Source organism: Pseudorhodobacter sp. E13 (assembly GCF_003991405.1).
In the GTDB taxonomy this organism is placed as follows: Bacteria; Pseudomonadota; Alphaproteobacteria; order Rhodobacterales; family Rhodobacteraceae; genus Pseudorhodobacter.
Genome location: NZ_RPEN01000154.1, coordinates 155,733 through 180,358, shown reverse-complemented (window position 1 = coordinate 180,358; position 24,626 = coordinate 155,733). Strand labels below are relative to the sequence as shown.

The window sequence follows — 24,626 nt, the reverse complement described above, 5'->3', positions numbered from 1 at the left end:
GATTAAAAATTAGGCATGTGGTTGCTTTTATGTGCGGAATAAAAACTTTGAGGCCTGAAAAATGACCGAACTGCTGACCGCTGCCCAAATGCGCGCCATTGAACAGGCGGCAATCGCCTCTGGCAGCGTCACGGGGTTGGAGCTGATGGAACGTGCCGGGCGCGGCGTTTTCGAGGCGATTTTTGCCGAATGGCCCGCGCTGCGCGCCACATCCCACCGCGCGGTCGTGCTGTGCGGCCCGGGCAATAACGGCGGCGACGGGTTTGTCGTGGCAAGGCTGTTGAAGGAATGGGGCTGGGAGGTGCGCGTTCTGGCAGCCGCTGTGCCAGACGCAATGCCCGCAGATGCTGCAACAAACGCGAAGGCTTGGGCCGATCTGGGGCCAACAGAGGCGCTGACGGAACAAAACCTGCGCAGCGGCGGTGAAAGCGATCTTTATATCGACGCTGTTTTCGGCACCGGGCTGTCGCGACCTCCGGCAGATGAATTGCGCAACGTGCTGACCCATCTTGGCGGGCGGAATGGCGATAAAGGCTATTATCAGCCACGGCTTGTCGCGGTGGATGCGCCTTCGGGCCTGTGCCTGAACAGCGGGCGCATGCTGATTGGCGGATCGTCGGTGCCTACCGCACGTCTGACCGTGGCGTTTGATAGCCTGAAGGCGGGGCACGTTCTGGCAGCGGGGCCAGAGCTGTGCGGTAAGGTGGTTGTGCAAGACATCGGTATCGCCCCATGGCGGCAACATGTGGCGCCGCGGCAGGTTTCCGGTGTGTGGCGCGGCGCGCTGCGTCCTGTGCTGCTGGGTTTGGTTGAACCGGTTTCGCGCACATCGGACGCCGATATCCGACATCCCGGCAGTTTTCGTGCCGAAATGCTGGGAAAACAGGGATGGGACGCTGCACATGCCGCGCATAAATTCACCCACGGCCACGCGCTTGTTCTTTCTGGCGGGATGACGCGTGGCGGCGCTGCCCGTCTGGCGGCGCGGGGCGCGTTGCGGGTTGGGGCAGGGTTGGTGACGCTGGGCTGCCCGCCTTCGGCGGTGATGGTGAATGCGGCGCAGTTGAATGCGGTCATGCTTAAACCCATCGCGGATTCGGCGGCTTTGGCAGATGTGCTGCAAGACGGGCGAATCAAGGCGCTTTGCCTTGGGCCGGGGTTGGGAACCACGGCAAAACAGGCAGAGTTGATTGCCGCGGCGTTGGACGCGGGGCGGGATAAACCCCGACCGACCGTGTTGGATGCCGATGCCTTGACCCTTTTGGCCGGGGATTCGGCGTTGTTCGGAAAGCTGCACGATGCCTGCGTGCTGACGCCCCATGCCGGCGAATTTGCGCGTCTGTTCCCCGATATCGCGGCCAAGTTGAATGAACCGGCCACCAAAGGCCCCGCCTATTCAAAGGTGGATGCGACGCGAGAGGCAGCAAGGCGCGCGGGCTGTGTGGTGCTGTTCAAAGGCCCCGACACGGTGATTGCAACCCCCAATGGGCGCTGCGCCATCAACGCGGCAGCCTATGGTCGTGCCGCCCCATGGTTGGCAACGGCAGGGTCGGGCGATGTGCTGGCGGGGTTTATCACGGGGCTTTTGGCGCGGGGATTTGCACCGATGCAAGCCGCGGAAATCGGCGCTTGGCTGCATGTGGAATGCGCGCGGTCCTTCGGCCCCGGCCTGATTGCCGAGGATTTGCCCGAAGAAGTGCCAAAGGTCTTTCGCGGTCTGGGCCTCTAGCCGCCAAAGGAAAAGCCCACCGTCCTTGCGGAGGCGGGCTTACCGGGAAGATCAGGGAAAACAGGGGGAATAGATCAGGCAGAAACCGAGGCGGGGGCGCAGGTCACTTCCACGCCATTGGCATAGATCACTTCGGCACCGTCAAATTCCAAGCTGTAAAGGCAAACACCCAAAGCCGTTTCAACGCGGATATATTCGCCATCCGCCAGTTCCTTGGCAGGGATCACGGCTTGCGCCACACCTTTCAGTGCCTTGGCGCGCCAGTCGCGGATATGGATGCCCTGATCGGGGGCGACGCGCATGTCTTCCTCGGGCTGTTCCACCCCAAGGGCCGAAGCCGAAATGCACACCAGTTTCGCACTTGGCATAACAGCGGAACGCACAGCTTTTACAGCCCGCGCGCCAGAGCGGGTGATGATCCGATCCCCCACAGAAATATATTCCACCGGCATTTCACCCGACAGGGTCAAAACCGTGGTGCCGGCAACCAGCCCATTGGTCAGCGTGGTCTCGGTGCGGTCGATGGTGTCAGCGTTCTGTGTCATTGTGTGTGCTTTCCTTGATCCCTGCATCCTTCTTCGCTTTGAAATGTGGCGGCAATGAGTCAATGAGACGTCAAACTTCGATTTTGAATCTATCCATTTTAAGGCAATCTTTTCCTCTCGCATCCCGCGCGCGGCTTTGCTAGAAGGGCGCGGAATTTCATCGCGGCCTGTGGCACAAGGTCAAAGGTCGCGTGGATGAGATGCGGGTATGGCGAAATTGGCAGACGCACCAGATTTAGGTTCTGGCGCCGCAAGGCGTGGGGGTTCAAGTCCCTCTACCCGCACCAGATATATGAGAAGGATGGATTTACATGCAGGTCACTGAGACCCTGAACGAAGGCCTCAAGCGCGGTTACACCATCACGGTGACGGCGGCAGAACTTGACGCGAAAGTGCAAGAAAAACTGGTCGAGGCGCAGCCCGAAGTCGAAATGAAGGGCTTCCGCAAGGGTAAAGTGCCAATGGCGATGCTGCGCAAGCAGTTCGGCCCGCGGATCATGGGCGAAGCGATGCAGGATGCCATCGACAGCGCGATGAAAGACCATTTTGATAAATCCGGCGACCGCCCGGCCATGCAACCCGATGTAAAGATGGTTGACGGCGAAGAGTGGAAAGAAGGCCAGGACGTTGTGGTCACCATGACCTATGAAGCCCTGCCGGCAATCCCGGATGTGGATGCAAGCAAGGTCACGCTGGAACGACTGGTCGTGAAGGCCGAAGACACGGCTGTGGATGAAGCGCTGGCAAATCTGGCCGAATCCGCACAAAACTTTGAAGACCGCAAGAAAGGCTCCAAGGCCAAGGACGGCGATCAGGTTGTGATCGACTTCAAGGGTTCGGTCGATGGTGACTATTTCGAAGGCGGCTCGGGCGAAGATTACCCGCTGGTGCTGGGTTCCAACTCCTTCATCCCGGGCTTTGAGGCGCAGCTTGTCGGCGCAAAAGCCGGTGACGAAGTCAAGGTTGACGTGACCTTCCCGGAACAATACGGCGCGGCCCATCTGGCTGGCAAAGCGGCTGTGTTCGAATGCACGGTCAAAGCGGTCAAAGCCCCGAAAGCGGCAGAGATTGACGACGAACTGGCCAAGAAATACGGCGCCGAAGATCTGGCCGCCCTGAAAGGCCAGATCGCCGAACGTCTGGAAGCCGAATATAACGGTGCCTCGCGCGCTGTGATGAAGCGGGCGCTGCTGGATCAGCTCGACACGCTGGTCAAGTTTGAACTGCCGCAGTCTCTGGTCGAAGCCGAAGCGGGCCAGATCGCGCATCAACTGTGGCACGAAGAAAACCCCGAGGTTCACGACCATAACCACGGCAATATCGAAACCACGGATGAGCATAAGAAACTGGCCGAGCGTCGCGTGCGTTTGGGCCTGTTGCTGGCCGAAGTGGGCCGCAAGGCTGAAATCACCGTGACCGATCAGGAAATGACCCAAGCTGTCATGCAGCAAGCCCGCCAATATCCGGGGCAAGAGCGTCAGTTCTTTGAGTTCGTGCAAAAGAACGCCCAGATGCAGCAGCAACTGCGCGCGCCGATCTTCGAAGACAAAGTGGTCGACCATATCGTCGCCGGGGCAAAAGTCTCGGACAAGACGGTCAGCAAGGAAGACCTGCAAAAAGCCATCGAAGCCCTGGACGAAATGTAATCCAGCCGCTTGGGCCGATAGTCGGATCGGGGCCGTGCCAACCAGCGCGGCCCTTTTCCTTTGCGCCCGCGCTTTCTTTTCGGCAAAAATATCCCCGCCGGAGGCCCCCGGCCCCCCATCCGCGCGCGCCCTTGAAAGGTTCACCCCATGCCCGATTTCCTTCCCGGCCTTCCCGCTGATCAAATACTGGCCATGCTTGGCAAGGCGCCGGGGAATGAGCTGAAATCCGGTAAGTTTGACAGCCCGGAATCATCCGCCGCCTTGGCCGCCAATGCTTTTGGCTGGTTTCTGGAACGGCCCGAGATGTTTCCGCAATTGCCCGGCGGTATGGGGCAGGCCAAATCCGTTTCGATCGAGGCCGAGATGCGCTTTCCTTGGGCAGGCGGCAAGCACCCTTGGCTCGATGCCGCGATTGTCACGGATCGCTATCTGATCGGGGTGGAATCGAAACGCTATGAACCCTTCCGCCCGGCCAAGAAAAACGAATTTGCCGAAAGCTATGACCGCAAGGTCTGGGGCGAGAATATGGAAGGCTACACACGTCTGCGCCGCACCCATGCCAATGGCGCACGGCGTTTCGCGGCCTTGGATGATGTGCAATTGGTCAAACATGCCTACGGCCTGCGCACCGAAGGCCAACGCCGCAATCTGCGCCCAGTCTTGCTGTATCTGTATGCCGAACCGGGCACTTGGGCCAATGGCCGCGCGGTGGACCCGGACCGGATTGCCGCGCATCGGGCCGATGTGAAACTCTTTGCCGAAAGTGTCGAAGGCGATGAGGTGGCCTTTGCCGAAATGACATGGGCAGAGATGCTGGCGATCTGGGGCAGGGGCAAGATGCCCGTGGCCGAACATGCAGCCCGCGTGGCGGCGCGGTTCGGCCCGCTGTAACACACAGGGCCTTGCCTTTGGGGTGCGACCTCTCTAGCATTGCGGGTGAAGGCATGTGCCTTCATTCCCCGACATCACAAGTGACCAGACCCGCGAAACGGTAATTCCGTTTGGCGCGCGCGGTCCTGAAAAGAGAGGTTCCATGACCACCATCGAACAGGCAAAAGCCTTTGCCACCCGCGCCCATGCCGGACAAACCCGCAAAGGTGCCGGGGCAGAGCCCTATGTCATCCATCTGGAAGAAGTCGCCGATCTGGTCGCGCGGCATGGCGGGTCCGAGGCGGCGATCATTGCCGCCTGGCTGCATGACACGGTAGAGGATTGCGACACCACCGCCGCCGATATCGAAACCCATTTCGGGCCAAAGATCGCGGCCATCGTGGCGCAACTAACCGACGACAAATCGCTGGAGAAAGCCGAGCGCAAGCGCATGCAGATCGTCAATGCGGCGGGGAAATTGCCAGAGGCCGCGCTGGTGAAGATTTGTGACAAGCTGTCAAACATCCGGGCCGTGGGGGAAACCCCGCCGCTGCATTGGCCGCAAGCGCGGCAATTGGCCTATCTGGATTGGGCGGAAACCGTGGTGGCGGCACTGCCTGCCGGGGCCGACCCCGCCCGCGCAGCCTTTGCCCGGCAGCTTGCCGCCTCGCGGGCGCAAGCGCGTGCGCGCGCGTAAGGCCATGAAAAAACCGCGCAAAGTTGCCCTTGCGCGGTTCTGTTTGCTGAAGGCAGGGCGCGATTAGCGGCCCATATCCTCGCCATCTTCATTCGCAGCGCCGATCTCGTCAAAGAGTTCAGCGATTTCAAATTCTGCCGCAGCTTCTGCTTCGGCGGCCAGTTCCTGAATGGACTTGCCTGCCGCTTGCAGTTCGGCTTCTTCTGCCGAACGGGCCACGTTGATGACGATTTTCGCCGTCACTTCCGGGTGCAACACGACCGAAACGGTGTGCAGGCCCAGTTCCTTGATCGGCTTGTCCAGCGTGACCTGACCACGACCAACGGTAAAGCCGGCCTCGGTTGCTGCATCTGCCGCGTCACGGGTCGTGACCGAACCGTAAAGCGCGCCCGCATCGGATGCGGAGCGGATGATGACGAAGGTCTGACCGTCCAGCTTGGCGGAAACGGCTTCAGCCTCTTTCTTGGTCTCGAGGTTTTGCGCTTCGAGTTGGGCCTTGCGGGCCTCAAACGATTTGATGTTGCCATCATTGGCGCGCAATGCCTTGCCCTGCGGCAGCAGGAAGTTACGGGCATAGCCGTCTTTTACATTGACGACTTCGCCCATCTGGCCAAGCTTTGCGACGCGTTCAAGAAGGATCACTTGCATGTCTGGTGCTCCTTATTTCACAGCATAGGGCAGCAGGGCGAGGAAACGGGCGCGCTTGATCGCACGGGCCAGCTCACGCTGCTTTTTCGCCGAAACGGCGGTGATGCGCGACGGCACGATCTTGCCACGCTCGGAGATGTAGCGCTGAAGCAGGCGCGTATCTTTGTAGTCGATCGCCGGTGCATTGTCGCCCGAGAAGGGGCAGACCTTGCGGCGACGGAAGAAGGGTTTATTCGCCATTTGAATGGTCCTTTCCTAAGCCAGAGATCAACGACGCGGACGGTCGCCGCGGTCACCACGATCGGGGCGGTCGCCGCCACGGTCGCCACGGTCACCACGCTCGCGGTCGTCACGCTTTTGCATCTGGACGGACGGACCTTCTTCGTGGGCGTCGACCTTGATGGTCAGCACACGCATCACATCATCGTGCAGGCGCATCAGGCGTTCCATTTCCTGAACTGCGGAAGCCGGAGCATCCGAGCGCAGGAAGGCATAGTGGCCCTTGCGGTTCTTGTTGATCTTGTAGGCCATCGTCTTGACGCCCCAATACTCGTTTTCAACGACTTTCCCGCCGTTGTCTGCAAGCACTGTGGAGAAGTGTTCGATGAGCCCTTCGGCTTGCGTGCTGGAAAGATCCTGACGCGCGATCATGACATGCTCGTAAAGCGGCATGCTGTCTCCGTTCATTACTTATGGTGCATTTCATAGGTCGGGGTCACCACCTTGCCGCGTCCCGACCACGAGAGGCTGCACCGGATCAAAAGAAAGGTGCGGCAAGATTGGGGTGCTTTAGCGGGGCAGGGGCAGGATTGCAAGGGGAAAGGCGCTATCGCGGGAGGGCGCGATGAAGCCCATGTTGGCACTGTTTTTGGGGGGTAATGCCCGAGGTAATCGCGATCATGACCCTGCGCGCAAAGCACACCAAGCCTATCAGTTTGCCAAACAGGGTATCAACCTTGGCCATGGTTGAAATATTTTACGCTGTCAGATGTGCTGTTGATGATGCTGCCATCTGGCCCGTTGGTAACGGCACCTGCCGCCACTTTGACATCCGGTTCACTGGCATAATTGCGCACCGCCGTCATGCCTGTGCTGTAGGCCAGCGTCATTGGCTGGAAATTCTCGCGGCGACTTTGCCGTCTATTTCGCAAGTCGCAGCAGGGCCACGCCCAGCAAGGTGATCGCGGTAGAGGCGACTTTGGCAAGGTTCAGCCGCTCTTTCAAAAAGAACACGCCGATCAGTAGGGCAAAGATGATCGAGGTTTCGCGCAGGGCCGCGACAAGGGCGATGGGGGCTTGGGTGAAAGACCAGATCACCAGCGCGAAGGCGGCAAAACTGGCAGAGCCGCCAAGCAGGAACACGCGCTTGCCATCGGTGCGCAAGGCGCGCAACTGGTGCGGTGCGCGCAGCGCCATCAGCCCGGCCATCAGCGCCGCATTGCCCACCGCAAGCCAGCCGTAAAACCCCATCGCCGTGCCCGCGACCCGCGCGCCCATGCCATCCACCAGCGAATAGGCGGCAATGAACCCCCCGGTGATCAGCGCCAGTTTCGCCCCCTTGGCGTTGCGCAGCCCGTCCGATCTGCGCACCAGTGCGATGGACAGGATACCTATGCCGATTGTCACAACACCCATGATTTCAATCGGTTGCAAGGTGACGCCCAGAAACAGAACCGACACCAGCGCCACCACCATCGGGGCCGAGCCGCGCGCCAGCGGATAAATCTGTGTCAGATCGCCTGCGCCATAGGCGTTCAGCAAGGTGATCTGATAGCCGAAATGCAGCGCGATCCCGGTCAGCAGATAGGGCAGGCTATCAAGGCTGGGCGCGGGCGAAAACACAATCGCCAGCAGCGCCAGTGGCAAATGCCCGATGACCACCGCCGCCATATTCAGCTGTTTGTCCGTTGCCCCCTTGACCATCGCGTTCCACGCAGCATGCAGCAGGGCGGCGGCCAGAACGGCGCAAAAGACCAGAATGCTCATATATCCGCCTTTGGTTCGGGTTGCGGCAGCCTAAGGGCTGTGCGGTCTGGCGCAAGGGGCAATTGCGCCTGCCCCAAGCTGACGCCTTCGTGATGTGCAAAAATGAGCGGGGTCTGTGGGTTTTTGGGCCTATCGCAGTGAGGGGGCCTTTTGTATCCAAACCGCGAGGCGACCGGTTCGCCATAACATATTGGAGTTTTTGCCGTGAAATACATGATTGCCGCCGCCCTTCTTGCTGCCTCTGCCGCGCAGGCCGAACCTGTGAAATATGTGCTGGATGCCAGCCACAGCCAGATCGTGTTCAGCTATCAACACCTTGGCTTTTCGACGACTTACGGCATGTTCTCGGGCTTTGACGGTGAGATCATGTTCGATCAGGAAAATCCTGCTGCCTCCAGCGTGTCGGTGGCCTTTCCGGTGCGCAGCATGTTGACCGGCTGGCAGGAACGCTTTGACCATTTCATGACCGCCGAGTTTTTTGACGCGGCAGAGGATGAGATGGTGACATTCACCTCCACCGGGATTGAAGTGACGGGGGAAACCACCGCCAAGATCACCGGCGATCTGGAATTGAACGGCGTGACGAAATCGGTCGTGCTGGATGCGGTGCTGAACCAGATCGGCGATCACCCGATGGCGGGCAAGCCTTGGGCCGGGTTCAACGGCACCACGACGCTGGTGCGGTCGGAGTTCGGTTTGGGCCAGTTTGCGCCCTTCGTGTCCGATGAGGTGCAGGTGATGATCTCGATCGAGGCGATGAAGGCCGAGTAAAGCTTTCGCCCTTGGGCAGACGAAGCGGCGCGTGGGGGAAACCCTGCGCGCCGTTTTGCTATGTTTCAGGCCGCAGGGATTTGCTAGGCCGGGGCAAGGCAAGCGGAGAGGGATAGATGACAGCACAGACCTATGAGGTGGAAGCAATGGGCGCGGCGGCGGGCCAATGTGACTGTTGCGGCCAGCCCAGCCAGTCGATCTGGGGTGTGGTGCATCGCAGCGGGGCCGAAACCGTGGCCAGCTATTTCCTGCAATGGACGCCGGGTGCCGATTTTGCTGCGCATCCGGCCAATCTGGATCTGATCCTTGGTGCTTGGGGCGAAGGCACCGGGGCTGAGGACCGTGTGGCGATTGCCCTGCGCTATGGTCTGGGGCCGGATGGCCCTGCGGTCATGGTGATAGATGCCAAGACGCGGCGGATTGCCAAGAACCCCTTGGTCGGCGCGGCACTGGACCGCGATGAGGTGTTAGGCACCCCGGTCGCGCAGGCAGTGTTCGATATTTTCGACGCCGTTTTCTTGCAAGACCCACGTTTTCCGAAGGAAGCCGGGGGTTAAGGGGCGATGCGTTTTGCGGTCAGCGTCACGCTGATATCCACGTCATAGCCCACGCTTGCCTCATCCGGATATTTGCTGCCGATCCCGAAATCACGGCGGTCGAGGCTGGTTTGCCCGGTCATCTCGGCGCTGTCACGGTTCAGCGACAGGGTGAAGGGCAGGTTAAGCGGCAGGGTCTGGCCCAGCAGGGTCAGGCTGCCCGTGGCGGTATAGTCCGGGCCGGGGCCGCTGATCTGGGCCGTGAACGTGGCGGTGCCATGGTTGGCCACGTTCAGAAAATCCGGGCCTTTGGCCTGATCCGAGACAGAGCCAAGCGACAGGCTTGTGGTATCAATGGTGACGGTGACGCTGCCTTTGTTCTCAACCGGGGCTTCGGGGTCAAAGCGGATATCGGCTTGCCATGTGCCGAAGTCGCCAGTGACGGCAGAGCCGAGTTGCTGGACGGTCAGGGCAAGCTGGCCCGTTTGCACTTGCCAGTTGCCCTCAGTGATGGCCGTGACGGGTGCCGCATCTGTGGCCTGTGTGGCGGGTGGCGTGGGGGCGGCAAGCGACACGGCGACAGCGCTGCCTGCGGCATAGATCAGCACAGCCACAAACGCAGGAAGCGCGTGTCCCTGTGCGGGCCGTGGCGGGGCAATGGGGGCGCGCGCGCCTGTGACCATGCGGTGCAGCGTGGCGTCTTTGTCGATCAGGTGATGTTTCAACGCGCCTGCTATATGCAGCAGCAGCGATGCAATCAGCAGTTTGGTAAAGACCCAATGCAAGGCGGCGGCTGCCGTGGCAAGATTTTCGGATTTCGGCACCAGTGGCAGGTCTTGGCCCAAGGGCCAGAGGATCGGGGCAAAGCCAGAGGTTGCCGCGTGATGCACCCAACCCGACAGCGGCACCAGAAGCATGGAGGCATAGAGCAACCAATGCACCACCTCTGCCAGCAAGGTTTCGGCCCGCCGGTCCGGGTGCAGGGGCAGGGGGCGGGTTTGCCCCAAGGCCCAAAGGATGCGCAGACCTGCCACCAAAAAGGCAGCAACGCCAAGGGTTTTATGCAGGGAAAACAGTTGGGCCTTGAGGGCCAGCGCCTCGGACGTGTCAAAGGGCAGGTCATTGGCGATGATGCCCAGCGGGATCGCCGTCAGGATCAGCAAAGCGGTGAGCCAGTGGAACACCCGTGTCAGGCTGCCAAAACTTTGGGGCGTGTTGTGCAGTGGCATGGCGGCGGGTCCTTCCGGGGGAACGTGAGGCAATGTCTGGGCACTGTTTTAGCGGTTTGGCTGCGGAGATCAAAGCGCAGGGGCTGCACAGGTCCTGTGCGAAAGCGGCGCAAAAGCTGCGGGAAAGATTGCGGTGCGGCAGCGGACGGGCTATTCCCAAGGGAACAGAAGTTTGGAGGTTTCATGAGCAGAGCATTCGTTTTCCCGGGGCAAGGGTCGCAGGCGATCGGCATGGGGCGCGCCTTGGCCGAGGCTTATCCGGCAGCGCGCGCGGTGTTTGAGGAAGTGGACGAGGCGCTGGAAGAGCGGCTTTCGGCGCTGATCTGGGAGGGGGCGATTGAAGATCTGACCCTGACGCAGAACGCGCAGCCTGCGATCATGGCGACATCCATGGCGGCGCTGGCGGCCTTGGAGGCCGAAGGGCTGGGGATGGCGCATGTATCCTTTGTCGCCGGGCACAGCCTTGGCGAATATTCGGCGCTGTGTGCGGCGGGGGCGATTGATCTGGCCGATACGGCGCGCTTGCTGCGTATTCGCGGGGCCGCGATGCAAGAAGCGGTGCCGGTGGGTGTGGGCGCGATGGCGGCTGTGCTGGGTCTGGACTATGACGCCGTGGTTGCTGTGGCCGCAGAGGCGGCGGGCGATGAGGTCTGTCAGGTTGCCAATGACAATGACCCCGCGCAGGTGGTGATTTCCGGCCACAAGGACGCGGTAGAGCGGGCCTGCGAGATTGCCAAGGCCAAGGGTGCCAAACGCGCGCTGCTGTTGCCGGTCTCTGCCCCGTTCCATTGCGCGCTGATGGAACCTGCGGCCGCTGTTATGGGCGAGGCCTTGGCTGGCGTTGTGGTGCGCGACCCCATCGTGCCGGTGGTGGTGAATGTGCGCGCCGAAGCCGTGGAAGAAGCGGACCGTGTGCGCGCGCTGCTGGTGGCGCAGGTGACGGGCGAAGTGCGCTGGCGCGAATCCGTGCAATGGCTGGTGGGTGCAGGCGTGACCGACTATTGGGAGATTGGCGCGGGCAAGGCGCTTTCCGGGATGATCAAGCGGATCGAGCGCGAGACCGAGCAGCGCGCCATTGGCACGCCCGAGGATATTGCAGCGCTGAAGGGCTGAGGGTTTCGCAAAGTGACAGGCGCCGGGGGGCTTCGCCGCCCCCCGGACCCCCCGCAGGTATTTTTGCCAAGATGAAGCAGGGGGAAGGGCCGTTTTTGGGGCGATAAGGACATGAGGGTTTTTGATGTTTGATCTGACAGGCAAGACGGCGCTGGTTACGGGGGCCTCTGGCGGGATTGGCGGCGATATTGCGCGGGCGTTGCATGCGGCGGGGGCGGTTGTCGCATTGTCTGGCACGCGGGAGGCGCCGCTTGCGGCACTGGCCGCGGAATTGGGGGAGCGGGCGCATGTGGTGACCTGCAACCTTTCGGATGCGGCGAGTGTGGAGGCTTTGCCCAAGGCGGCGGCGGCGGCCATGGGATCGGTGGATATTCTGGTCAATAATGCCGGGATCACGCGGGACAATCTGTTCATGCGGATGTCGGATGAGGAATGGGCCAGCGTTCTGGAGGTCAATCTGACCTCGACCTTCCGGCTGTGCCGGGGGGTTTTGCGCGGGATGATGAAGGCGCGTTGGGGGCGGATTGTGAATATCTCGTCGGTTGTGGGGGCGACGGGCAATCCGGGGCAGGCCAATTATGCGGCCAGCAAGGCGGGCATGGTGGGCATGTCAAAATCGCTGGCCTATGAGGTTGCGAGCCGTGGGATTACGGTGAATTGCGTGGCGCCGGGGTTCATCACCACCGCGATGACGGATAAGCTAAATGACGAGCAGAAGGGCAAGATTTTGACGCAAGTGCCGGCGGGTCGCATGGGGGAGGCCAGCGAGATTGCGGCGGCCTGTCTGTATCTGGCCAGCAAGGAAGCCGGTTATGTGACCGGGGCCACGTTGCATGTGAATGGCGGCATGGCGATGCTGTAAGGGCGTGCGGGGGGGCGCTTCTTGCGCCCCTGTTGCGCCTTTGCGATCCGTTATATCGTCAGGGCCAAGGCGCCCAAGCTGGCGATGAGGGCCAGAAGATAGGTTGAGGGCAGGCGCAACGGCGAAAACCGCCCTTTGACCGCGACCGCCGTTGAGAGCGCCGAGAGGCTGGCCGCGAGCAAGGTGAGGAACCACGCAAGCTCCTGCCCCGTGCCGGTCAGGGCGATCCATTCATAGCCAAGGGCAAGCGCGGCCAGGGTGATGCTGGCGATATGCCAGCACAGGTAGTTGAGCCATTTACTGGCAGCAGGCAGCGGTTTGCCCTGAAACAACGGGCCGACCGCGACAGGTCCGCCGATGAACAGATGGACGCCGCAAGTGCAAAGGGCGGCCAGTGCCGCGAGGTGCAGAAACAGGGTATTCACGGGGACGCACCTTTATACTGCGACGTTTGGCACAGTATGGAAGCAGACGGTCGGCCAGTGCAACATGGCTGGGGCCGTCCGAGACGTTTTGAGTGCGCGGCGATCTGCCTTTGCGAGTCGCCTCGGGGCAGATTCGTATGCGAATCTAGCCCACCCGCGCGATCACCTTCGCAATTTCGGAGGTTTTGGCACTGGGCACTTGATCTGTTGCGCAGAAAACCCCTACATCCAGTAACGTGAAAGCGTTTGCCACGGCGCAAGACTGTGCTATAGGCGGCGCTGACTAGACCGGGGCGAAGCAATCATCCCGGTTTCCCGAAGCCTTCGGGATGAGCCGCTCGAATGAGCACGAGACAAAAGATCGGGACTCCTCCCGTAACTGCATGAGGAAATGACATGAGCGACATCGCTGACCGCGTAAAGAAGATCGTCGTCGAGCATCTGGGCGTTGAAGAGGACAAGGTTGTTGAAAACGCCTCGTTCATCGACGATCTGGGCGCGGATAGCCTTGACACCGTTGAACTGGTGATGGCGTTCGAAGAAGAGTTCGGCATCGAGATCCCGGACGATGCGGCCGAAACCATCCAGACCTTTGGCGATGCGGTCAAGTTCATCTCTTCGGCTGCCTGAGTTTTCGGGACCATCAGAGATTTGAGTGCGGCACCCCTTGGCGGGTGCCGTTTTCATTTGCGGGTCTGCGATGGGTTTTTCGCCGGGACAAGGCCGCGAACCATGGCACAAGCCCGCCCAAAGGGCTTGGCTTGTGTTGCGCGGGCCGGGCTGGACGTGTATCTGTGCCCGAAGTCTGGCATGAATGACGGGGGTCGCGGATGCGTCGAGTGGTTGTCACAGGATTGGGGATGGTTACGCCTTTGGCTTGCGGGGTCGAGGAGACGTGGCAGCGTCTGATCGCAGGGCAATCCGGGGCAGGGCCGATTACGCGATTTGATCCTTCGGGGGTGATCACACAATATGCCTGCGAAATTCCGCTGGGCGATGGCAGCGATGGCAGTTTCAACCCTGATGACTGGATGGAGCCGAAAGACCGCCGCAAGGTCGATGACTTCATCCTGTATGGCATGGCGGCAGCGGTGCAGGCGGTGACGGATTCCGGCTGGGAGCCTGCGACGGAAGAAGACAAATGCCGCACCGGTGTGATGATCGGTTCAGGGATTGGGGGGTTGTCGTCGATTGCGGAAACGGCGGTTCTGATCAAGGAGCGTGGGGCCAAGCGGGTCAGCCCGTTCTTCATTCCCGGCGCGCTGATCAACCTTGTCTCGGGTCAGGTTTCGATTCGTTTTGGGTTCAAAGGACCGAACCATGCGGTGGTTACGGCTTGTTCCACCGGTGCCCATGCGATTGGGGATGCGGCACGGTTGATTGCTTTTGGCGATGCCGATGTGATGGTGGCAGGCGGCGCGGAAAGCCCGATTTCGGAAATCGGGATTGCCGGGTTCAACGCGTGTAAGGCGCTGTCGACCAAGCGTGCGGATGATCCGACCAAGGCGTCCCGCCCCTATGACGCCGATCGCGACGGGTTTGTGATGGGCGAGGGCGCGGGCGTGGTGGTGCTGGAAGAATATGAGCACGCAAAGGCACGCGGGGCCAAGATTTATGCCGAGGTGCTGGGCTATGGCCTGTCGGGCGATGCCTATCACATCACCGCACCTTCTGAAGATGGCGATGGCGGCTATCGCAGCATGGAGATGGCGATCAAGCGCGCGGGGCTGACGCCTGCCGATATTGACTACATCAATGCGCATGGCACCAGCACCATGGCCGACACGATTGAATTGGGCGCGGTGGAGCGGTTGATGGGCGATGCGGCGGCGGGGGCCACCATGTCCTCGACCAAATCGGCCATCGGGCATTTGCTGGGCGCTGCGGGCGCGGTGGAGGCAATTTTCTGCGTGCTGGCCATTCGCGACCAAGTGGCGCCGCCCACGATCAACCTTGATAACCCGGCGGTGGCACCCAAGCTGGACCTTGCACCGAACAAAGCGGTGAAGCGCCGGATCGACGTGGCGCTGTCCAACTCCTTTGGCTTTGGCGGCACCAATGCCAGCCTGATCATGGGTAAGGTGCGCGCATAATGTGGAAGGCGATTGCGTCCAACACGCTGACACTGTTCATCGTGTTTCTGGTCATTGCCTCTGGGCTGTTGGCCTGGGGGCGGCAGGAATATTCCGGGCCGGGGCCGCTGACGGATGCGGTTTGTGTCAAGGTGGACCGGGGCGCATCGCTGTCATCGGTGAGCCGCAATCTGGAAAGCCAAGGGGTGATTTCGGACGCGCGGATTTTCCGCATCGGGGCGGATTATTCCGGCCAGGGCCGCGGGTTGAAATTCGGCAGCTATCTGGTGCCTGCGGGCGCGTCGATGGTGGATGTGTTGACGATTATCACGGCAGGCGGGCAATCGACCTGCGGGCGCGAGGTGAATTTCCGGATCGGGATTGCCAAGGCAGACGTTGTTCTGCGCGAGTTGGACGCCGCGACCAATCGCTATGTCGAAGTGGTGTCTTTTGACCCTGCGGTTGAGGCGGCACCACAGTCCTATCTGGACGCGGTAGAGGACAAGGACCTGCGCTATCGGGTGACCTTGGCCGAAGGTGTGACCTCGTGGCAGGTTATGGACATGCTGCGCCGGGTGGAGTTTCTGGACGGCACGATTGCCGAGCGTCCGCCCGAGGGCAGCCTTGCCCCCGACAGCTATGAGGTGGTGCGCGGTGGCGACCGGGCGGCGTTGATCGCGGCGATGCAAGCCAAGCAGGCCGCCATTCTGGCCGAGTTGTGGGCCGAGCGCGCGCCGGACCTGCCCTATGCCAGCCCGGAGGAGGCGTTGATCATGGCCTCGATCGTGGAAAAGGAAACTGGCATCCCGGAAGAACGCAAGCAGGTGGCAAGCGTCTTTGTGAACCGCTTGCGGCAAGGGATGAAGCTGCAAACCGACCCGACGGTGATTTACGGGGTGACGAATGGCGAGGGCATTCTGGGCCGTGGTTTGCGCCAGTCGGAACTGCGGCGGGAAACGCCGTATAACACCTATGTTATCACTGGTTTGCCGCCGACACCGATTGCCAACCCCGGACGGTTGAGCATTGAGGCCGCGTTGAACCCTGATGATACGCCATTCATCTTTTTCGTGGCGGATGGCACCGGCGGCCATGCCTTTGCAGTGACGCTGGAAGATCATAACGCCAATGTCGCCAAGTGGCGCGCGATTGAAGCCGAACGTGGGGCCGAAGGCGCGACGGGCGTTCAGGGGAACTGACACGGGGCGAAATCTTACCAAGCCGTTAACGGTGCGTTCCGGCAAGCCTTTGGTTTTGAACGATAAAACTTGACTCTCCGCACGGTCTGCGGTATCACTTGTGACATGCTAGAAGAAATGGGCAAGCGGCCCCGGGGGTGACCTCGGGTGCCGCTTTTTCATTTCTCTCGTGCGGGACAGGCATGAGAGGCGGGTGCAGCAAACAATGAAAATGAACATCCTTTTTGGGGACGAGCCGCTGGCAGATTTGCTGGCGACAACGGAAGAAATCTTTCGGGATGCCGCGATTGAGCTTGCTCGTGCTGTGAGGGCGGCACGGGTGGACAATCCGGGTGATACCAAAGCCGCCGTTCAGGCCATGCGTGACATGAAAGCGGCCTTTCAATTGGCGATGGATGAGAGGAACAAACTTGACAAACTCCGCAAAGAAACAAGCGACGTCATCGGGGAAAAAATCCTCGACCTTGACGAGGCGCGCGATGAAATCGGGCGCAGGTTGGCTCGCCTCCGCGACGCCGGAAGCCACGGATGAGTTTTTGGCAGGGCTGAGTGACAATGCCTTGCTGGCCCTGCCATGGATGTTTGAGTTCTGGGCCTTGCCGCACCAATTGCCCCCGGAAGGGCATTGGAAAAGCTGGGTGATCATGGGGGGGCGCGGGGCGGGGAAAACCCGCGCCGGGTCCGAATGGGTACGCGCGCAGGTGGAGGGCGCGCGCCCCACAGACCCCGGTCGGGCGAAATGCGTGGCCTTGGTGGGCGAAAGCGTGGCGCAGGTGCGCGATGTGATGATCTATGGCGACAGCGGGATTCTGGCCTGCTCGCCACCCGATCGGCGCCCGAAATGGGAGGCAAGCCGCGAACGGCTGATCTGGCCGAATGGAGCCACGGCGACGGTGTATTCGGCGCATAACCCTGAAAAGCTGCGGGGGCCGCAATTTGATGCCGCTTGGGTGGACGAATTGGCGAAATGGCCCAACGCGCAGAACACCTGGGATATGTTGCAATTTGCGCTGCGCCTAGGGGAGCATCCGCAGCAGGTGGTGACGACAACGCCAAAGAATGTGGAGGTGCTGAAGGCGGTGTTGAAAAACCCGTCAACCGTTTGCACCCATGCACCCACGCAGGCCAACCGTGCCAATCTGGCGAAGTCCTTTCTGGAGGAGGTGGAGCGGCGCTATGCCGGCACAGCGCGCGGGCGGCAGGAGTTGGAAGGCATTTTGCTGGAGGAGGCCGAAGGCGCGATGTGGTCGTTGGCACGGCTGGAGGCTGGCCGCGTGAAAGTGGTGCCACCGCTGAGCCGCATTGTGGTGGCGGTGGACCCGCCGGTGACGGGCCATGCCGGATCGGATGAATGCGGGATTCTGGTTGTGGGGGCCGTGACAGAAGGGCCGCCGCAAACCTGGCGCGCCTATGTGCTGGAAGATGCCAGCGTCAAATCTGCCTCGCCCGATACTTGGGCACGGGCGGCGATTGCTGCCAAAGAGCGGCATCAGGCCGACCGTGTGGTCGCCGAGGTGAACCAAGGTGGCGATATGGTGGAAAACATCATCCGCCAGATTGACCCGCTGGTGGCCTATCGCGGCGTGCGTGCCACGCGGGGCAAAGCGGTGCGCGCGGAGCCTGTGGCCGCCTTGTATGAGCAGGGCCGGGTGCAGCATTTGCCCAATCTGGGGGCCTTGGAGGAACAGATGTGCCTGATGACGGCCACGGGATTCCAAGGCAAGGGCAGCCCGGACCGGGTGGATGCGCTGGTCTGGGCCTTGACCGATCTAATCATCGACGCCTCGGCGCATTGGCAACGCCCCACCGTTCGCACCCTTTAACCAACCTTAAACCAAATCATTCAGAAAGAGATCAACCAAGGGCGTTGAGGCCCAAAGCGAGATCGCCGGGAACGGCGCCTGACTGATAAAGAGGAGCTGACCCAGATGGTTTTCGATTTCCTGAAACGCAGTGAGACTGTGGTGCCGGAACAAAAGGCATCGGCCACGGGGCCGGTGATCAACTATACCAGCGCCGGCCGCGTCGCATGGAGCCCGCGCGATGTGGTGAGCCTGACCAAGACGGGGTTTCTGGGCAACCCGATCGGGTTTCGGGCGGTCAAGCTGATTGCGGAAACCGCCGCCGCCATGCCTTTGGTTTTGCAAGATTGCGAGCGTCGGTTTGATGTGCATCCTTTGCTGTCCCTGATGCGGCGACCAAACCCGTTGCAAGGCCGGGCAGAGTTGCTGGAGGCGCTGTATGGTCAGCTTTTGCTGTCTGGCAACGCCTATGTTGAGGCGGTGCAGGGGGCCGATATTCTGCCGGGGGAACTGCATGTGCTGCGGTCGGACCGCATGAGCCTGGTGCCCGGCGCGGATGGCTGGCCGGTGGCTTATGACTATACCGTGGGCAACCGCAAGCACCGGTTTGACATGACGGGTGAGTTGACCCCGATTTGCCACATCCGCAATTTCCACCCGCAGGATGACCATTACGGCTTTTCGCCGATGCAGGCGGCGGCGGTGGCACTGGATGTGCATGTTGCGGCCTCTCACTGGTCGAAGGCGTTGTTGGACAATGCCGCAAGGCCGAGTGGCGCGATTGTCTATAAGGGGGTGGACGGGCAATCGCAGCTTTCCAACGATCAATATGATCGCTTGCTGAACGAGATGGCATCGCACCACCAAGGCGCGCGCAATGCCGGGCGGCCGATGTTGCTGGAAGGTGGTCTTGACTGGAAGCCGATGGGGTTCAGCCCGTCGGATATGGAATTCCAGAAAACCAAGGAAGCGGCAGCGCGGGAAATTGCGATTGCCTTTGGCGTGCCGCCGATGCTGATGGGGATCCCCGGCGATGCCACTTACGCCAATTACCAAGAGGCGAACCGCGCCTTTTTCCGGCTGACGGTGCTGCCTTTGGTGACGAAGGTGACGGCGAACCTGTCGCATTGGTTGTCGGGCTTTACCGGTGAAGTGGTGGAGTTGAAGCCCGATCTGGACCAGGTGCACGCACTGGCCACCGAACGCGACCAGCAGTGGGCGCGGGTGGGGGCGGCAGATTTCCTGACCAGCGCCGAGAAACGGGCCATTCTTGGCCTGCCAGCCTTGACGGCGGATGAATGAGCGCGCGCGGCAAAGACAGCAGCGGCTCGCGCTATTTATACGACAGTTTTGACGCGGCACAGGCGCGGATCGACGCGAATGAGCGGGTGGCTGAGGAACGCTGGGCGGGGCTGTCTTACAGGCTTGTCCAGATAGAGAGCGCGCTGGAGCGGCTGGAAAAGCGGCTGTGGCTGGGCGTTTACGGGGTTGCGGCCTTTCTGCTGGCGCAGGGGGCCGAGGCGGTGCTGAAAGCGGCGATGAGGTAGAGCAATGGGATATATGGATAATCACGGAGCGCCGGAGCGCAAGTATCATGCCCCCGAGGCGGGGTTGATCGTGACGGACGGGCGCGTGATCGAAGGCTATGCCAGCCTGTTTGGCAAGCGCGATCAGGGTGGCGATGTGGTGCAAAAGGGCGCCTATGCCATCAGCCTGAAGGCGCTGGCAGGCGCGGGGCGGCGGGTGAAGATGTTGTGGCAGCACGACCCGCAGCAACCAATCGGCGTTTGGGACGAGGTGCGCGAGGATGCCACGGGCCTTTATGTCAAAGGCCGTATTCTGACCGATGTAGACAAAGGGCGCGAAGCGGCGGCCCTGTTGGCCGCAGGGGCGATTGATGGGCTTTCCATCGGCTATCGCACCTTGCGCGCCGAAAAGGATGGCAAAGGCCAACGGCTTTTGTCGGAACTGGAGCTTTGGGAGGTTTCACTCGTGACCTTCCCGATGCTTCCCGAGGCGCGGGTGGCGGCCAAAGGCGATGAGCTGGGCGACACTTGGCGCGGGGTGGCGCAAATCTTTGATGATGCGCGCCGGGAACTGGCCGCCCGCTAGGACGGCTTTCACGACTGAACCCTTGAGAGGAACTGATGATGACCGAGGTAAAGGCTCGGGCCGGGGGAGATTTGCCCGCCGCCCATGAAACGGCCCAGCATCCGGGTGCGGAAGTGAAATCCGCTATGGCCGGATTTTTGAAAGAATTCAGCGGCTTTCAGGCCGAAGTGAAGACAGCGTTGCAACAACAGGAAGAGCGTATGACCATGCTTGATCGCAAAACGATGACCTACGGGCGCCCCGCACTTTCGGCCCATGCCGAAGTGGACGTGCCGCATAAGAAAGCCTTTGACGCCTATCTGCGTTCGGGCGATGACGATGGCCTGCGTGGCCTTGTGCTGGAAGGCAAGGGGCTGAACACGTCGGTCAATGCCGAAGGTGGCTATCTGGTCGACCCGCAGACCGCCGAGACGATCCGGTCCAGCCTGAAATCCACCTCCTCGATCCGGGCGATTGCGAATGTGGTGCAGGTGGAGGCCACGTCTTTTGACGTGCTGATCGACCATACCGATGTCGGCTCTGGTTGGGCCACGGAAAGCGGCCCGCAGGTGGAAACCGGCACGCCGTCGATTGAACGCATCTCGATCCCGCTGCATGAGCTGTCGGCGATGCCGAAGGCCAGCCAGCGCCTGCTGGATGACAGCGCCTTTGACGTGGAAGGCTGGCTTGCGGGCCGCATTGCCGACAAGTTCATGCGTGCAGAAGCCGCCTCTTTCGTATCTGGCGATGGTGTGGACAAGCCGCGCGGCTTTTTGGACCATACGGCTGTGGCCGATGGCGTCTGGACCTGGGGTAACCTGGGCTACATCGCCACGGGTGAGGCGGGCGATTTTGCCTCGACCAACCCGGCGGATGCGATTGTCGATCTGGTCTATGCGCTGGATGCGACCTACCGCGCCAATGCGTCCTTTGTGATGAATTCCAAAACCGCGGGCGCCGTGCGCAAGATGAAGGATGCTGATGGCCGCTTCTTGTGGTCGGACGGTCTTGCGGCGGGTGAGCCTGCACGCCTGATGGGCTATCCGGTGCTGATTGCCGAGGATATGCCCGATATCACGGCGGATGCTTTTGGCATTGCCTTTGGTGATTTCGCCAGCGGCTACACCATTGCCGAACGTCCGGACCTGCGTGTCATGCGTGACCCCTTCAGCGCGAAACCGCATGTGCTGTTCTATGCCACCAAGCGCGTGGGCGGCGATGTGTCTGACTTTGCGGCCATCAAACTGCTGAAGTTCGCAACCTCCTGATCGGGGTGTTGTGAATGCTCGGCCCCGCAATTTGGGGCCGGGTTTTGGGCGCGCACTGGGGTTCGACCCTGTCCCGGGTCGTCTAGCTGCTCCCTCCGTCCGAGCGATGCGGGGTGCGCGCCCAGATTTTACTTCCCACGCTTCTGGGGCGGAACACTGGAGATTGAAACATGATGCTGATCGAGCAAACGACGGTTCCCGCGCTGGCCCTGCCAGTTCAGGCGCTGAAAAACCATCTGCGGCTTGGCACCGGGTTTGCGGATGACGGGATGCAGGACGGGCTGATCGAAAGCTATCTGCGTGCAGCGATGGCGACGATCGAAGGGCGGATCGGCAAGGCGCTGATTTCGCGGGACTATAAGTGGAGCCTGGACGATTGGCGGCTGGGGGGGGAACAGGCGCTGCCTGTGGCCCCGGTGCAAAGCGTGACACGAATTTCGTTGCTGGACCGGGATGGCCAAGCCGAGGTGGTGCCTGTGGGTCTGTATCGGCTGGTGCCGGATATGCATCGGCCCAAGGTGCAGGCGAAAGGGTATTTGCTGCCGCAGGTGCCGATGGACGGCGGGATCGAGATTGAATTCGTGGCAGGTTTCGGCCCGGATTGGGCCGATGTGCCGCAGGATCTGGCGCAGGCGGTGTTGATGCTGGCGGCAGAGTATTACGAGCGCCGCCATGATGGTGGAATGCGCGCTGATGCGGGCTTGCCCCCCGGCGTGGTGACGCTGATCGAGCGCTGGCGCACGGTGCGTGTGCTTGGGGGGGCAGGGGCATGAAGCCGGTGCATCTGTCCCGCGCCCTGACACTGGAGGAGGCAACACCTGTTTCGGATGGCATGGGCGGCTTTACCAAGGTCTGGGCATCGCTTGGCACGCTTTGGGCCGAGATTTTGCCCGGCACCGGCCGCGATACGGCAGGTGAGGAGGTGGTTTTGTCCACTGTGCCATATCGGATCACCGTGCGCGGCGCGCCGCAGGGGGCGGCCTCACGGCCCAAGGTGGGCCAAAGGTTTCGCGACGGCACCCGGTTTTTTGCCATTCTGGCCGTGACCGAGCGGGATGCGGGCGGGGCTTATCTTGTGTGCTTTGTCAGAGAGGAGGTGCCGACATGAGTTATGGCGCGGCGGCAGCGCTTCAGGCTGCGGTTTATGGGCGGCTGACTTCGGCCCCGGCGCTGGCGGGCGTTGCGGTTGTGGATGCGATCCCTTCGGGGGGGGGCACCGGCACATTTGTGCTGATCGGGCCAGAGGATGTGATTGACCAATCCGACAAGACCGGAGGTGGTGCCGAACACCGCCTGACAGTTGCGGTGATCAGCGATGCGACCGGGTTTCAGGGCGCAAAGGATGTGGCCGTGGCGGTATCGGATGCCATGATCGACGCGCCCCTGACGCTGGCGCGAGGACATCTGGTTAGCCTGCGGTTCCTGCGCGCCAAAGCGGTGCGTCTGGATGAGGGCGGGCATCGGCGGATTGATCTGAGCTTTCGGGCGCGGATCGCGGACTAAGCCTTTTCCCCCTGCGAACGGGGGCAGAGTGACCTTTCAAAATGGAGATGAGCGATGGCTGTTCAAAGCGGTAAGGATCTGTTGATCAAGCTGGATATGGTTGGGGATGGAAGTTTTGAAACGATTGCGGGCTTGCGGGCCACGCGCATCAGTTTCAACGCCGAAACGGTGGATGTGACCAGTCTGGAAAGTCAGGGCGGCTGGCGGGAATTGCTGGCGGGCGCGGGTGTGAAAACCGCGTCGATTTCCGGCTCTGGCGTATTTCGGGATGAAAACACCGACGAGCGCGCGCGTCAGATTTTCTTTGATGGCGAGATCCCGGATTTTCAGGTGATCATCCCGGATTTCGGCATCGTCGAGGGGGCGTTTCAGCTTTCGGCCATTGAATACGCAGGCAGCCATAACGGCGAGGCGACTTACGAGATGACAATGGCATCTGCGGGTGCGCTGACCTTTACGGCACTCTGATGGCGAATCCTTGGACGGGGGAAGTGGCCGTGATGCTGGATGGCAAGCGCCATGTGGCCAAGCTGACACTGGGGGCGCTGGCCGAGTTGGAAACCGCCCTTGAAACCGGATCGCTGATCGAACTTGTCGAACGGTTCGAGGGCGGGCGCTTTTCGACCCGTGATGTTCTGGCCCTGCTGGTGGCGGGGCTGCGGGGCGGGGGCTGGCAAGGCACTGCCGCAGATTTTCGCACAGTCGAGATTGGCGGCGGCCCGGTGGAGGCGGCGCGCGCGGCGGCAGAATTGCTGGCACGGGCGTTTTCAACACCGGGGGAAACATGACGGCAATCGACTGGGCCGGATTGATGCAGGTGGGGTTGCACGGGCTGGGGCTACAGCCTGCCGATTTCTGGCGGCTGACCCCGGTGGAGCTGCGCATCAAGCTGGGCGCGCAGACCGGCACTGCCCCATTGACCCGCGCGCGCCTTGAAGATTTGGCGCGCGCCTTCCCGGATGTGAAAAAGGGGCCGACAGATGGCTGATATTGAAGGTTTGGAAGATCAGATTGCAGCGCTGGAGGCCTCGCTGAATGGCGCGGCGGATCTGGTCGGTGCGTTTGACGGGGAATTGGCGCGGATGCGCGAAAGCCTTGTCTTTACAGGGCGCGAGGTGAACAGCTTGTCGAACAGCATCGGCGGTGGGTTGCGACGGGCCTTTGACGGCTTGGTGTTTGACGGGATGAAGCTGTCAGACGCGCTGAGGGGCGTGGCGCAGACCATGATGGACAGCGTCTATAACATCGCGATGAAACCGGTTCAGAACGCTTTGGGCGGCTTGGTGGCGAATGGGATGAATTCGCTTTTGGGTGGCATGATGCCTTTTGCCGATGGTGGGGCCTTTACCCAAGGCAGGGTGATGCCCTTTGCCAAGGGGGGTGTTGTTTCTTCTCCGACCAACTTTCCGATGCGGGGTGGCATGGGGCTAATGGGTGAGGCCGGGCCAGAGGCGATCATGCCGCTGGCCCGGGGGGCCGATGGGCGGCTGGGTGTGCAGGCCGCAGGCGGTGGCCGGGCGGTTACGGTGGTGATGAATATTTCCACCCCCGATGTGGCCGGGTTTCAGCGCAGTCAAAGCCAGATTGCGGCACAAGCGTCACGCGCATTGGCGCGCGGTCAGCGGAACAGATGA

General features: G+C 61.4%; 32 protein-coding genes and 1 tRNA gene. 25 read left to right on the top strand and 8 right to left on the bottom strand.

Translation table 11 applies throughout. The features are described from left to right. Nucleotides 1–61 precede the first annotated feature (61 nt). A complete protein-coding gene (locus EGN72_RS09615) occupies nt 62–1,729 on the top strand; it encodes an NAD(P)H-hydrate dehydratase (RefSeq protein ID WP_127046948.1) in 1,668 nt (555 codons plus the stop codon). Between the two features lie 74 nt (nt 1,730–1,803). Here EGN72_RS09615 and EGN72_RS09610 read toward each other — a convergent pair whose 3' ends face one another. After that, nucleotides 1,804–2,274, bottom strand: a complete 471-nt coding sequence (locus tag EGN72_RS09610; RefSeq protein WP_158623167.1) for a Hint domain-containing protein — start codon at nt 2,272–2,274, stop codon at nt 1,804–1,806. Between the two features lie 202 nt (nt 2,275–2,476). Here EGN72_RS09610 and EGN72_RS09605 point away from each other — a divergent pair. From EGN72_RS09605 to EGN72_RS09590, 4 genes are all read left to right on the top strand, one after another. Beyond that, nucleotides 2,477–2,561 (top strand) — tRNA-Leu (locus EGN72_RS09605). A gap of 24 nt (nt 2,562–2,585) precedes the next feature. Continuing rightward, entirely contained in the window at nt 2,586–3,920 is a 1,335-nt protein-coding gene (gene tig / locus EGN72_RS09600; RefSeq protein WP_127046944.1) for a trigger factor, read from the top strand. 147 nt (nt 3,921–4,067) lie between these two features. Next, the gene (locus EGN72_RS09595; protein WP_127046942.1) at nt 4,068–4,811 is read left to right on the top strand and encodes a hypothetical protein; all 744 of its coding nucleotides are present in this window, start codon (nt 4,068–4,070) and stop codon (nt 4,809–4,811) included. A 142-nt stretch (nt 4,812–4,953) separates the two neighbouring features. Further along, complete coding sequence (locus tag EGN72_RS09590) at nt 4,954–5,487, top strand: HD domain-containing protein (RefSeq protein WP_127046940.1); 534 nt, start codon at nt 4,954–4,956, stop codon at nt 5,485–5,487. 63 nt (nt 5,488–5,550) lie between these two features. On the opposite strand, the gene rplI is transcribed toward EGN72_RS09590, so the two are convergent. The 5 genes from rplI to EGN72_RS09570 form a co-directional block, all read right to left on the bottom strand. Continuing rightward, nucleotides 5,551–6,135 carry a 50S ribosomal protein L9 gene (rplI, locus tag EGN72_RS09585; protein ID WP_127046938.1) on the bottom strand — a complete coding sequence of 195 codons (585 nt, stop codon included), beginning with the start codon at nt 6,133–6,135 and terminating at the stop codon, nt 5,551–5,553. Nucleotides 6,136–6,147: 12 nt separating this feature from the next. Further along, nucleotides 6,148–6,375: a 30S ribosomal protein S18 gene (gene rpsR, locus EGN72_RS09580; RefSeq protein WP_011747229.1), complete on the bottom strand. Its 228-nt coding sequence runs from the start codon at nt 6,373–6,375 to the stop codon at nt 6,148–6,150. A gap of 27 nt (nt 6,376–6,402) precedes the next feature. After that, nucleotides 6,403–6,807 carry a 30S ribosomal protein S6 gene (rpsF, locus tag EGN72_RS09575; protein WP_127046936.1) on the bottom strand — a complete coding sequence of 135 codons (405 nt, stop codon included), beginning with the start codon at nt 6,805–6,807 and terminating at the stop codon, nt 6,403–6,405. A 278-nt stretch (nt 6,808–7,085) separates the two neighbouring features. Continuing rightward, the gene (locus EGN72_RS19165; RefSeq protein ID WP_158623166.1) at nt 7,086–7,244 is read right to left on the bottom strand and encodes a hypothetical protein; all 159 of its coding nucleotides are present in this window, start codon (nt 7,242–7,244) and stop codon (nt 7,086–7,088) included. 31 nt (nt 7,245–7,275) lie between these two features. Further along, the gene (locus EGN72_RS09570) at nt 7,276–8,121 is read right to left on the bottom strand and encodes a DMT family transporter (protein ID WP_127046934.1); all 846 of its coding nucleotides are present in this window, start codon (nt 8,119–8,121) and stop codon (nt 7,276–7,278) included. Nucleotides 8,122–8,334: 213 nt separating this feature from the next. Here EGN72_RS09570 and EGN72_RS09565 point away from each other — a divergent pair, with 213 nt between their 5' ends. Beyond that, complete coding sequence (locus tag EGN72_RS09565) at nt 8,335–8,892, top strand: YceI family protein (protein WP_127047017.1); 558 nt, start codon at nt 8,335–8,337, stop codon at nt 8,890–8,892. Nucleotides 8,893–9,008: 116 nt separating this feature from the next. Then, nucleotides 9,009–9,449, top strand: a complete 441-nt coding sequence (locus EGN72_RS09560) for a hypothetical protein (RefSeq protein WP_127046932.1) — start codon at nt 9,009–9,011, stop codon at nt 9,447–9,449. Here the strand turns inward: EGN72_RS09560 and EGN72_RS09555 are convergent. Continuing rightward, nucleotides 9,446–10,657: a cytochrome b/b6 domain-containing protein gene (locus tag EGN72_RS09555; RefSeq protein ID WP_127046930.1), complete on the bottom strand. Its 1,212-nt coding sequence runs from the start codon at nt 10,655–10,657 to the stop codon at nt 9,446–9,448. The two genes, EGN72_RS09560 and EGN72_RS09555, sit on opposite strands and share 4 nt — an antisense overlap. 183 nt (nt 10,658–10,840) lie before the next feature. On the opposite strand from EGN72_RS09555, the gene fabD reads away from it, so the two are divergent. Beyond that, the gene (fabD, locus tag EGN72_RS09550; protein ID WP_127046928.1) at nt 10,841–11,770 is read left to right on the top strand and encodes an ACP S-malonyltransferase; all 930 of its coding nucleotides are present in this window, start codon (nt 10,841–10,843) and stop codon (nt 11,768–11,770) included. Nucleotides 11,771–11,894: 124 nt separating this feature from the next. Next, nucleotides 11,895–12,632 carry a 3-oxoacyl-[acyl-carrier-protein] reductase gene (fabG, locus tag EGN72_RS09545; protein ID WP_127046926.1) on the top strand — a complete coding sequence of 246 codons (738 nt, stop codon included), beginning with the start codon at nt 11,895–11,897 and terminating at the stop codon, nt 12,630–12,632. A gap of 50 nt (nt 12,633–12,682) precedes the next feature. On the opposite strand, the gene EGN72_RS09540 is transcribed toward fabG, so the two are convergent. Beyond that, a complete protein-coding gene (locus EGN72_RS09540; RefSeq protein WP_127046924.1) occupies nt 12,683–13,057 on the bottom strand; it encodes a hypothetical protein in 375 nt (124 codons plus the stop codon). 396 nt (nt 13,058–13,453) lie between these two features. Between EGN72_RS09540 and EGN72_RS09535 the strand changes: the two genes are divergently transcribed. The 16 genes from EGN72_RS09535 (at nt 13,454) to EGN72_RS09460 (ending at nt 24,626) form a co-directional block, all read left to right on the top strand. After that, on the top strand, nt 13,454–13,687 hold the full coding sequence (locus EGN72_RS09535) for an acyl carrier protein (protein ID WP_127046922.1): 234 nt from the start codon (nt 13,454–13,456) through the stop codon (nt 13,685–13,687). A gap of 200 nt (nt 13,688–13,887) precedes the next feature. Then, complete coding sequence (gene fabF / locus EGN72_RS09530; RefSeq protein WP_127046920.1) at nt 13,888–15,150, top strand: beta-ketoacyl-ACP synthase II; 1,263 nt, start codon at nt 13,888–13,890, stop codon at nt 15,148–15,150. Beyond that, nucleotides 15,150–16,328 (top strand): endolytic transglycosylase MltG, encoded by a 1,179-nt coding sequence (gene mltG / locus EGN72_RS09525; RefSeq protein WP_127046918.1) that lies wholly within the window; start codon nt 15,150–15,152, stop codon nt 16,326–16,328. Before fabF ends, mltG begins: the two co-directional genes overlap by 1 nt. Before the next feature lie 205 nt (nt 16,329–16,533). Further along, nucleotides 16,534–16,860 carry a hypothetical protein gene (locus EGN72_RS09520; protein ID WP_233587097.1) on the top strand — a complete coding sequence of 109 codons (327 nt, stop codon included), beginning with the start codon at nt 16,534–16,536 and terminating at the stop codon, nt 16,858–16,860. Continuing rightward, the gene (locus EGN72_RS09515) at nt 16,808–18,151 is read left to right on the top strand and encodes a DNA-packaging protein (protein WP_127046916.1); all 1,344 of its coding nucleotides are present in this window, start codon (nt 16,808–16,810) and stop codon (nt 18,149–18,151) included. The genes EGN72_RS09520 and EGN72_RS09515 overlap by 53 nt, the downstream gene beginning before the upstream one ends. A gap of 105 nt (nt 18,152–18,256) precedes the next feature. Further along, nucleotides 18,257–19,432 carry a phage portal protein gene (locus EGN72_RS09510; protein ID WP_127046914.1) on the top strand — a complete coding sequence of 392 codons (1,176 nt, stop codon included), beginning with the start codon at nt 18,257–18,259 and terminating at the stop codon, nt 19,430–19,432. Continuing rightward, entirely contained in the window at nt 19,429–19,677 is a 249-nt protein-coding gene (locus tag EGN72_RS09505; protein ID WP_127046912.1) for a hypothetical protein, read from the top strand. Before EGN72_RS09510 ends, EGN72_RS09505 begins: the two co-directional genes overlap by 4 nt. Before the next feature lie 13 nt (nt 19,678–19,690). Beyond that, nucleotides 19,691–20,242, top strand: a complete 552-nt coding sequence (locus EGN72_RS09500) for an HK97 family phage prohead protease (protein ID WP_127046910.1) — start codon at nt 19,691–19,693, stop codon at nt 20,240–20,242. Nucleotides 20,243–20,280: 38 nt separating this feature from the next. Then, nucleotides 20,281–21,489 carry a phage major capsid protein gene (locus EGN72_RS09495; protein ID WP_127046908.1) on the top strand — a complete coding sequence of 403 codons (1,209 nt, stop codon included), beginning with the start codon at nt 20,281–20,283 and terminating at the stop codon, nt 21,487–21,489. A gap of 170 nt (nt 21,490–21,659) precedes the next feature. Beyond that, entirely contained in the window at nt 21,660–22,262 is a 603-nt protein-coding gene (locus EGN72_RS09490; protein WP_127046907.1) for a hypothetical protein, read from the top strand. Continuing rightward, nucleotides 22,259–22,597 (top strand): head-tail adaptor protein, encoded by a 339-nt coding sequence (locus tag EGN72_RS09485; protein ID WP_127046905.1) that lies wholly within the window; start codon nt 22,259–22,261, stop codon nt 22,595–22,597. The genes EGN72_RS09490 and EGN72_RS09485 overlap by 4 nt, the downstream gene beginning before the upstream one ends. Then, nucleotides 22,594–22,992, top strand: coding sequence for a DUF3168 domain-containing protein (locus EGN72_RS09480; RefSeq protein ID WP_127046903.1), 399 nt, complete (start codon nt 22,594–22,596; stop codon nt 22,990–22,992). The genes EGN72_RS09485 and EGN72_RS09480 overlap by 4 nt, the downstream gene beginning before the upstream one ends. A 54-nt stretch (nt 22,993–23,046) precedes the next feature. Then, a complete protein-coding gene (locus EGN72_RS09475) occupies nt 23,047–23,460 on the top strand; it encodes a phage major tail protein, TP901-1 family (RefSeq protein ID WP_127046901.1) in 414 nt (137 codons plus the stop codon). After that, nucleotides 23,460–23,780: a gene transfer agent family protein gene (locus EGN72_RS09470; RefSeq protein WP_127046900.1), complete on the top strand. Its 321-nt coding sequence runs from the start codon at nt 23,460–23,462 to the stop codon at nt 23,778–23,780. Before EGN72_RS09475 ends, EGN72_RS09470 begins: the two co-directional genes overlap by 1 nt. After that, nucleotides 23,777–23,980, top strand: a complete 204-nt coding sequence (locus EGN72_RS09465) for a rcc01693 family protein (RefSeq protein WP_127046898.1) — start codon at nt 23,777–23,779, stop codon at nt 23,978–23,980. The genes EGN72_RS09470 and EGN72_RS09465 overlap by 4 nt, the downstream gene beginning before the upstream one ends. Continuing rightward, a complete protein-coding gene (locus EGN72_RS09460) occupies nt 23,973–24,626 on the top strand; it encodes a phage tail tape measure protein (RefSeq protein ID WP_127046896.1) in 654 nt (217 codons plus the stop codon). Before EGN72_RS09465 ends, EGN72_RS09460 begins: the two co-directional genes overlap by 8 nt.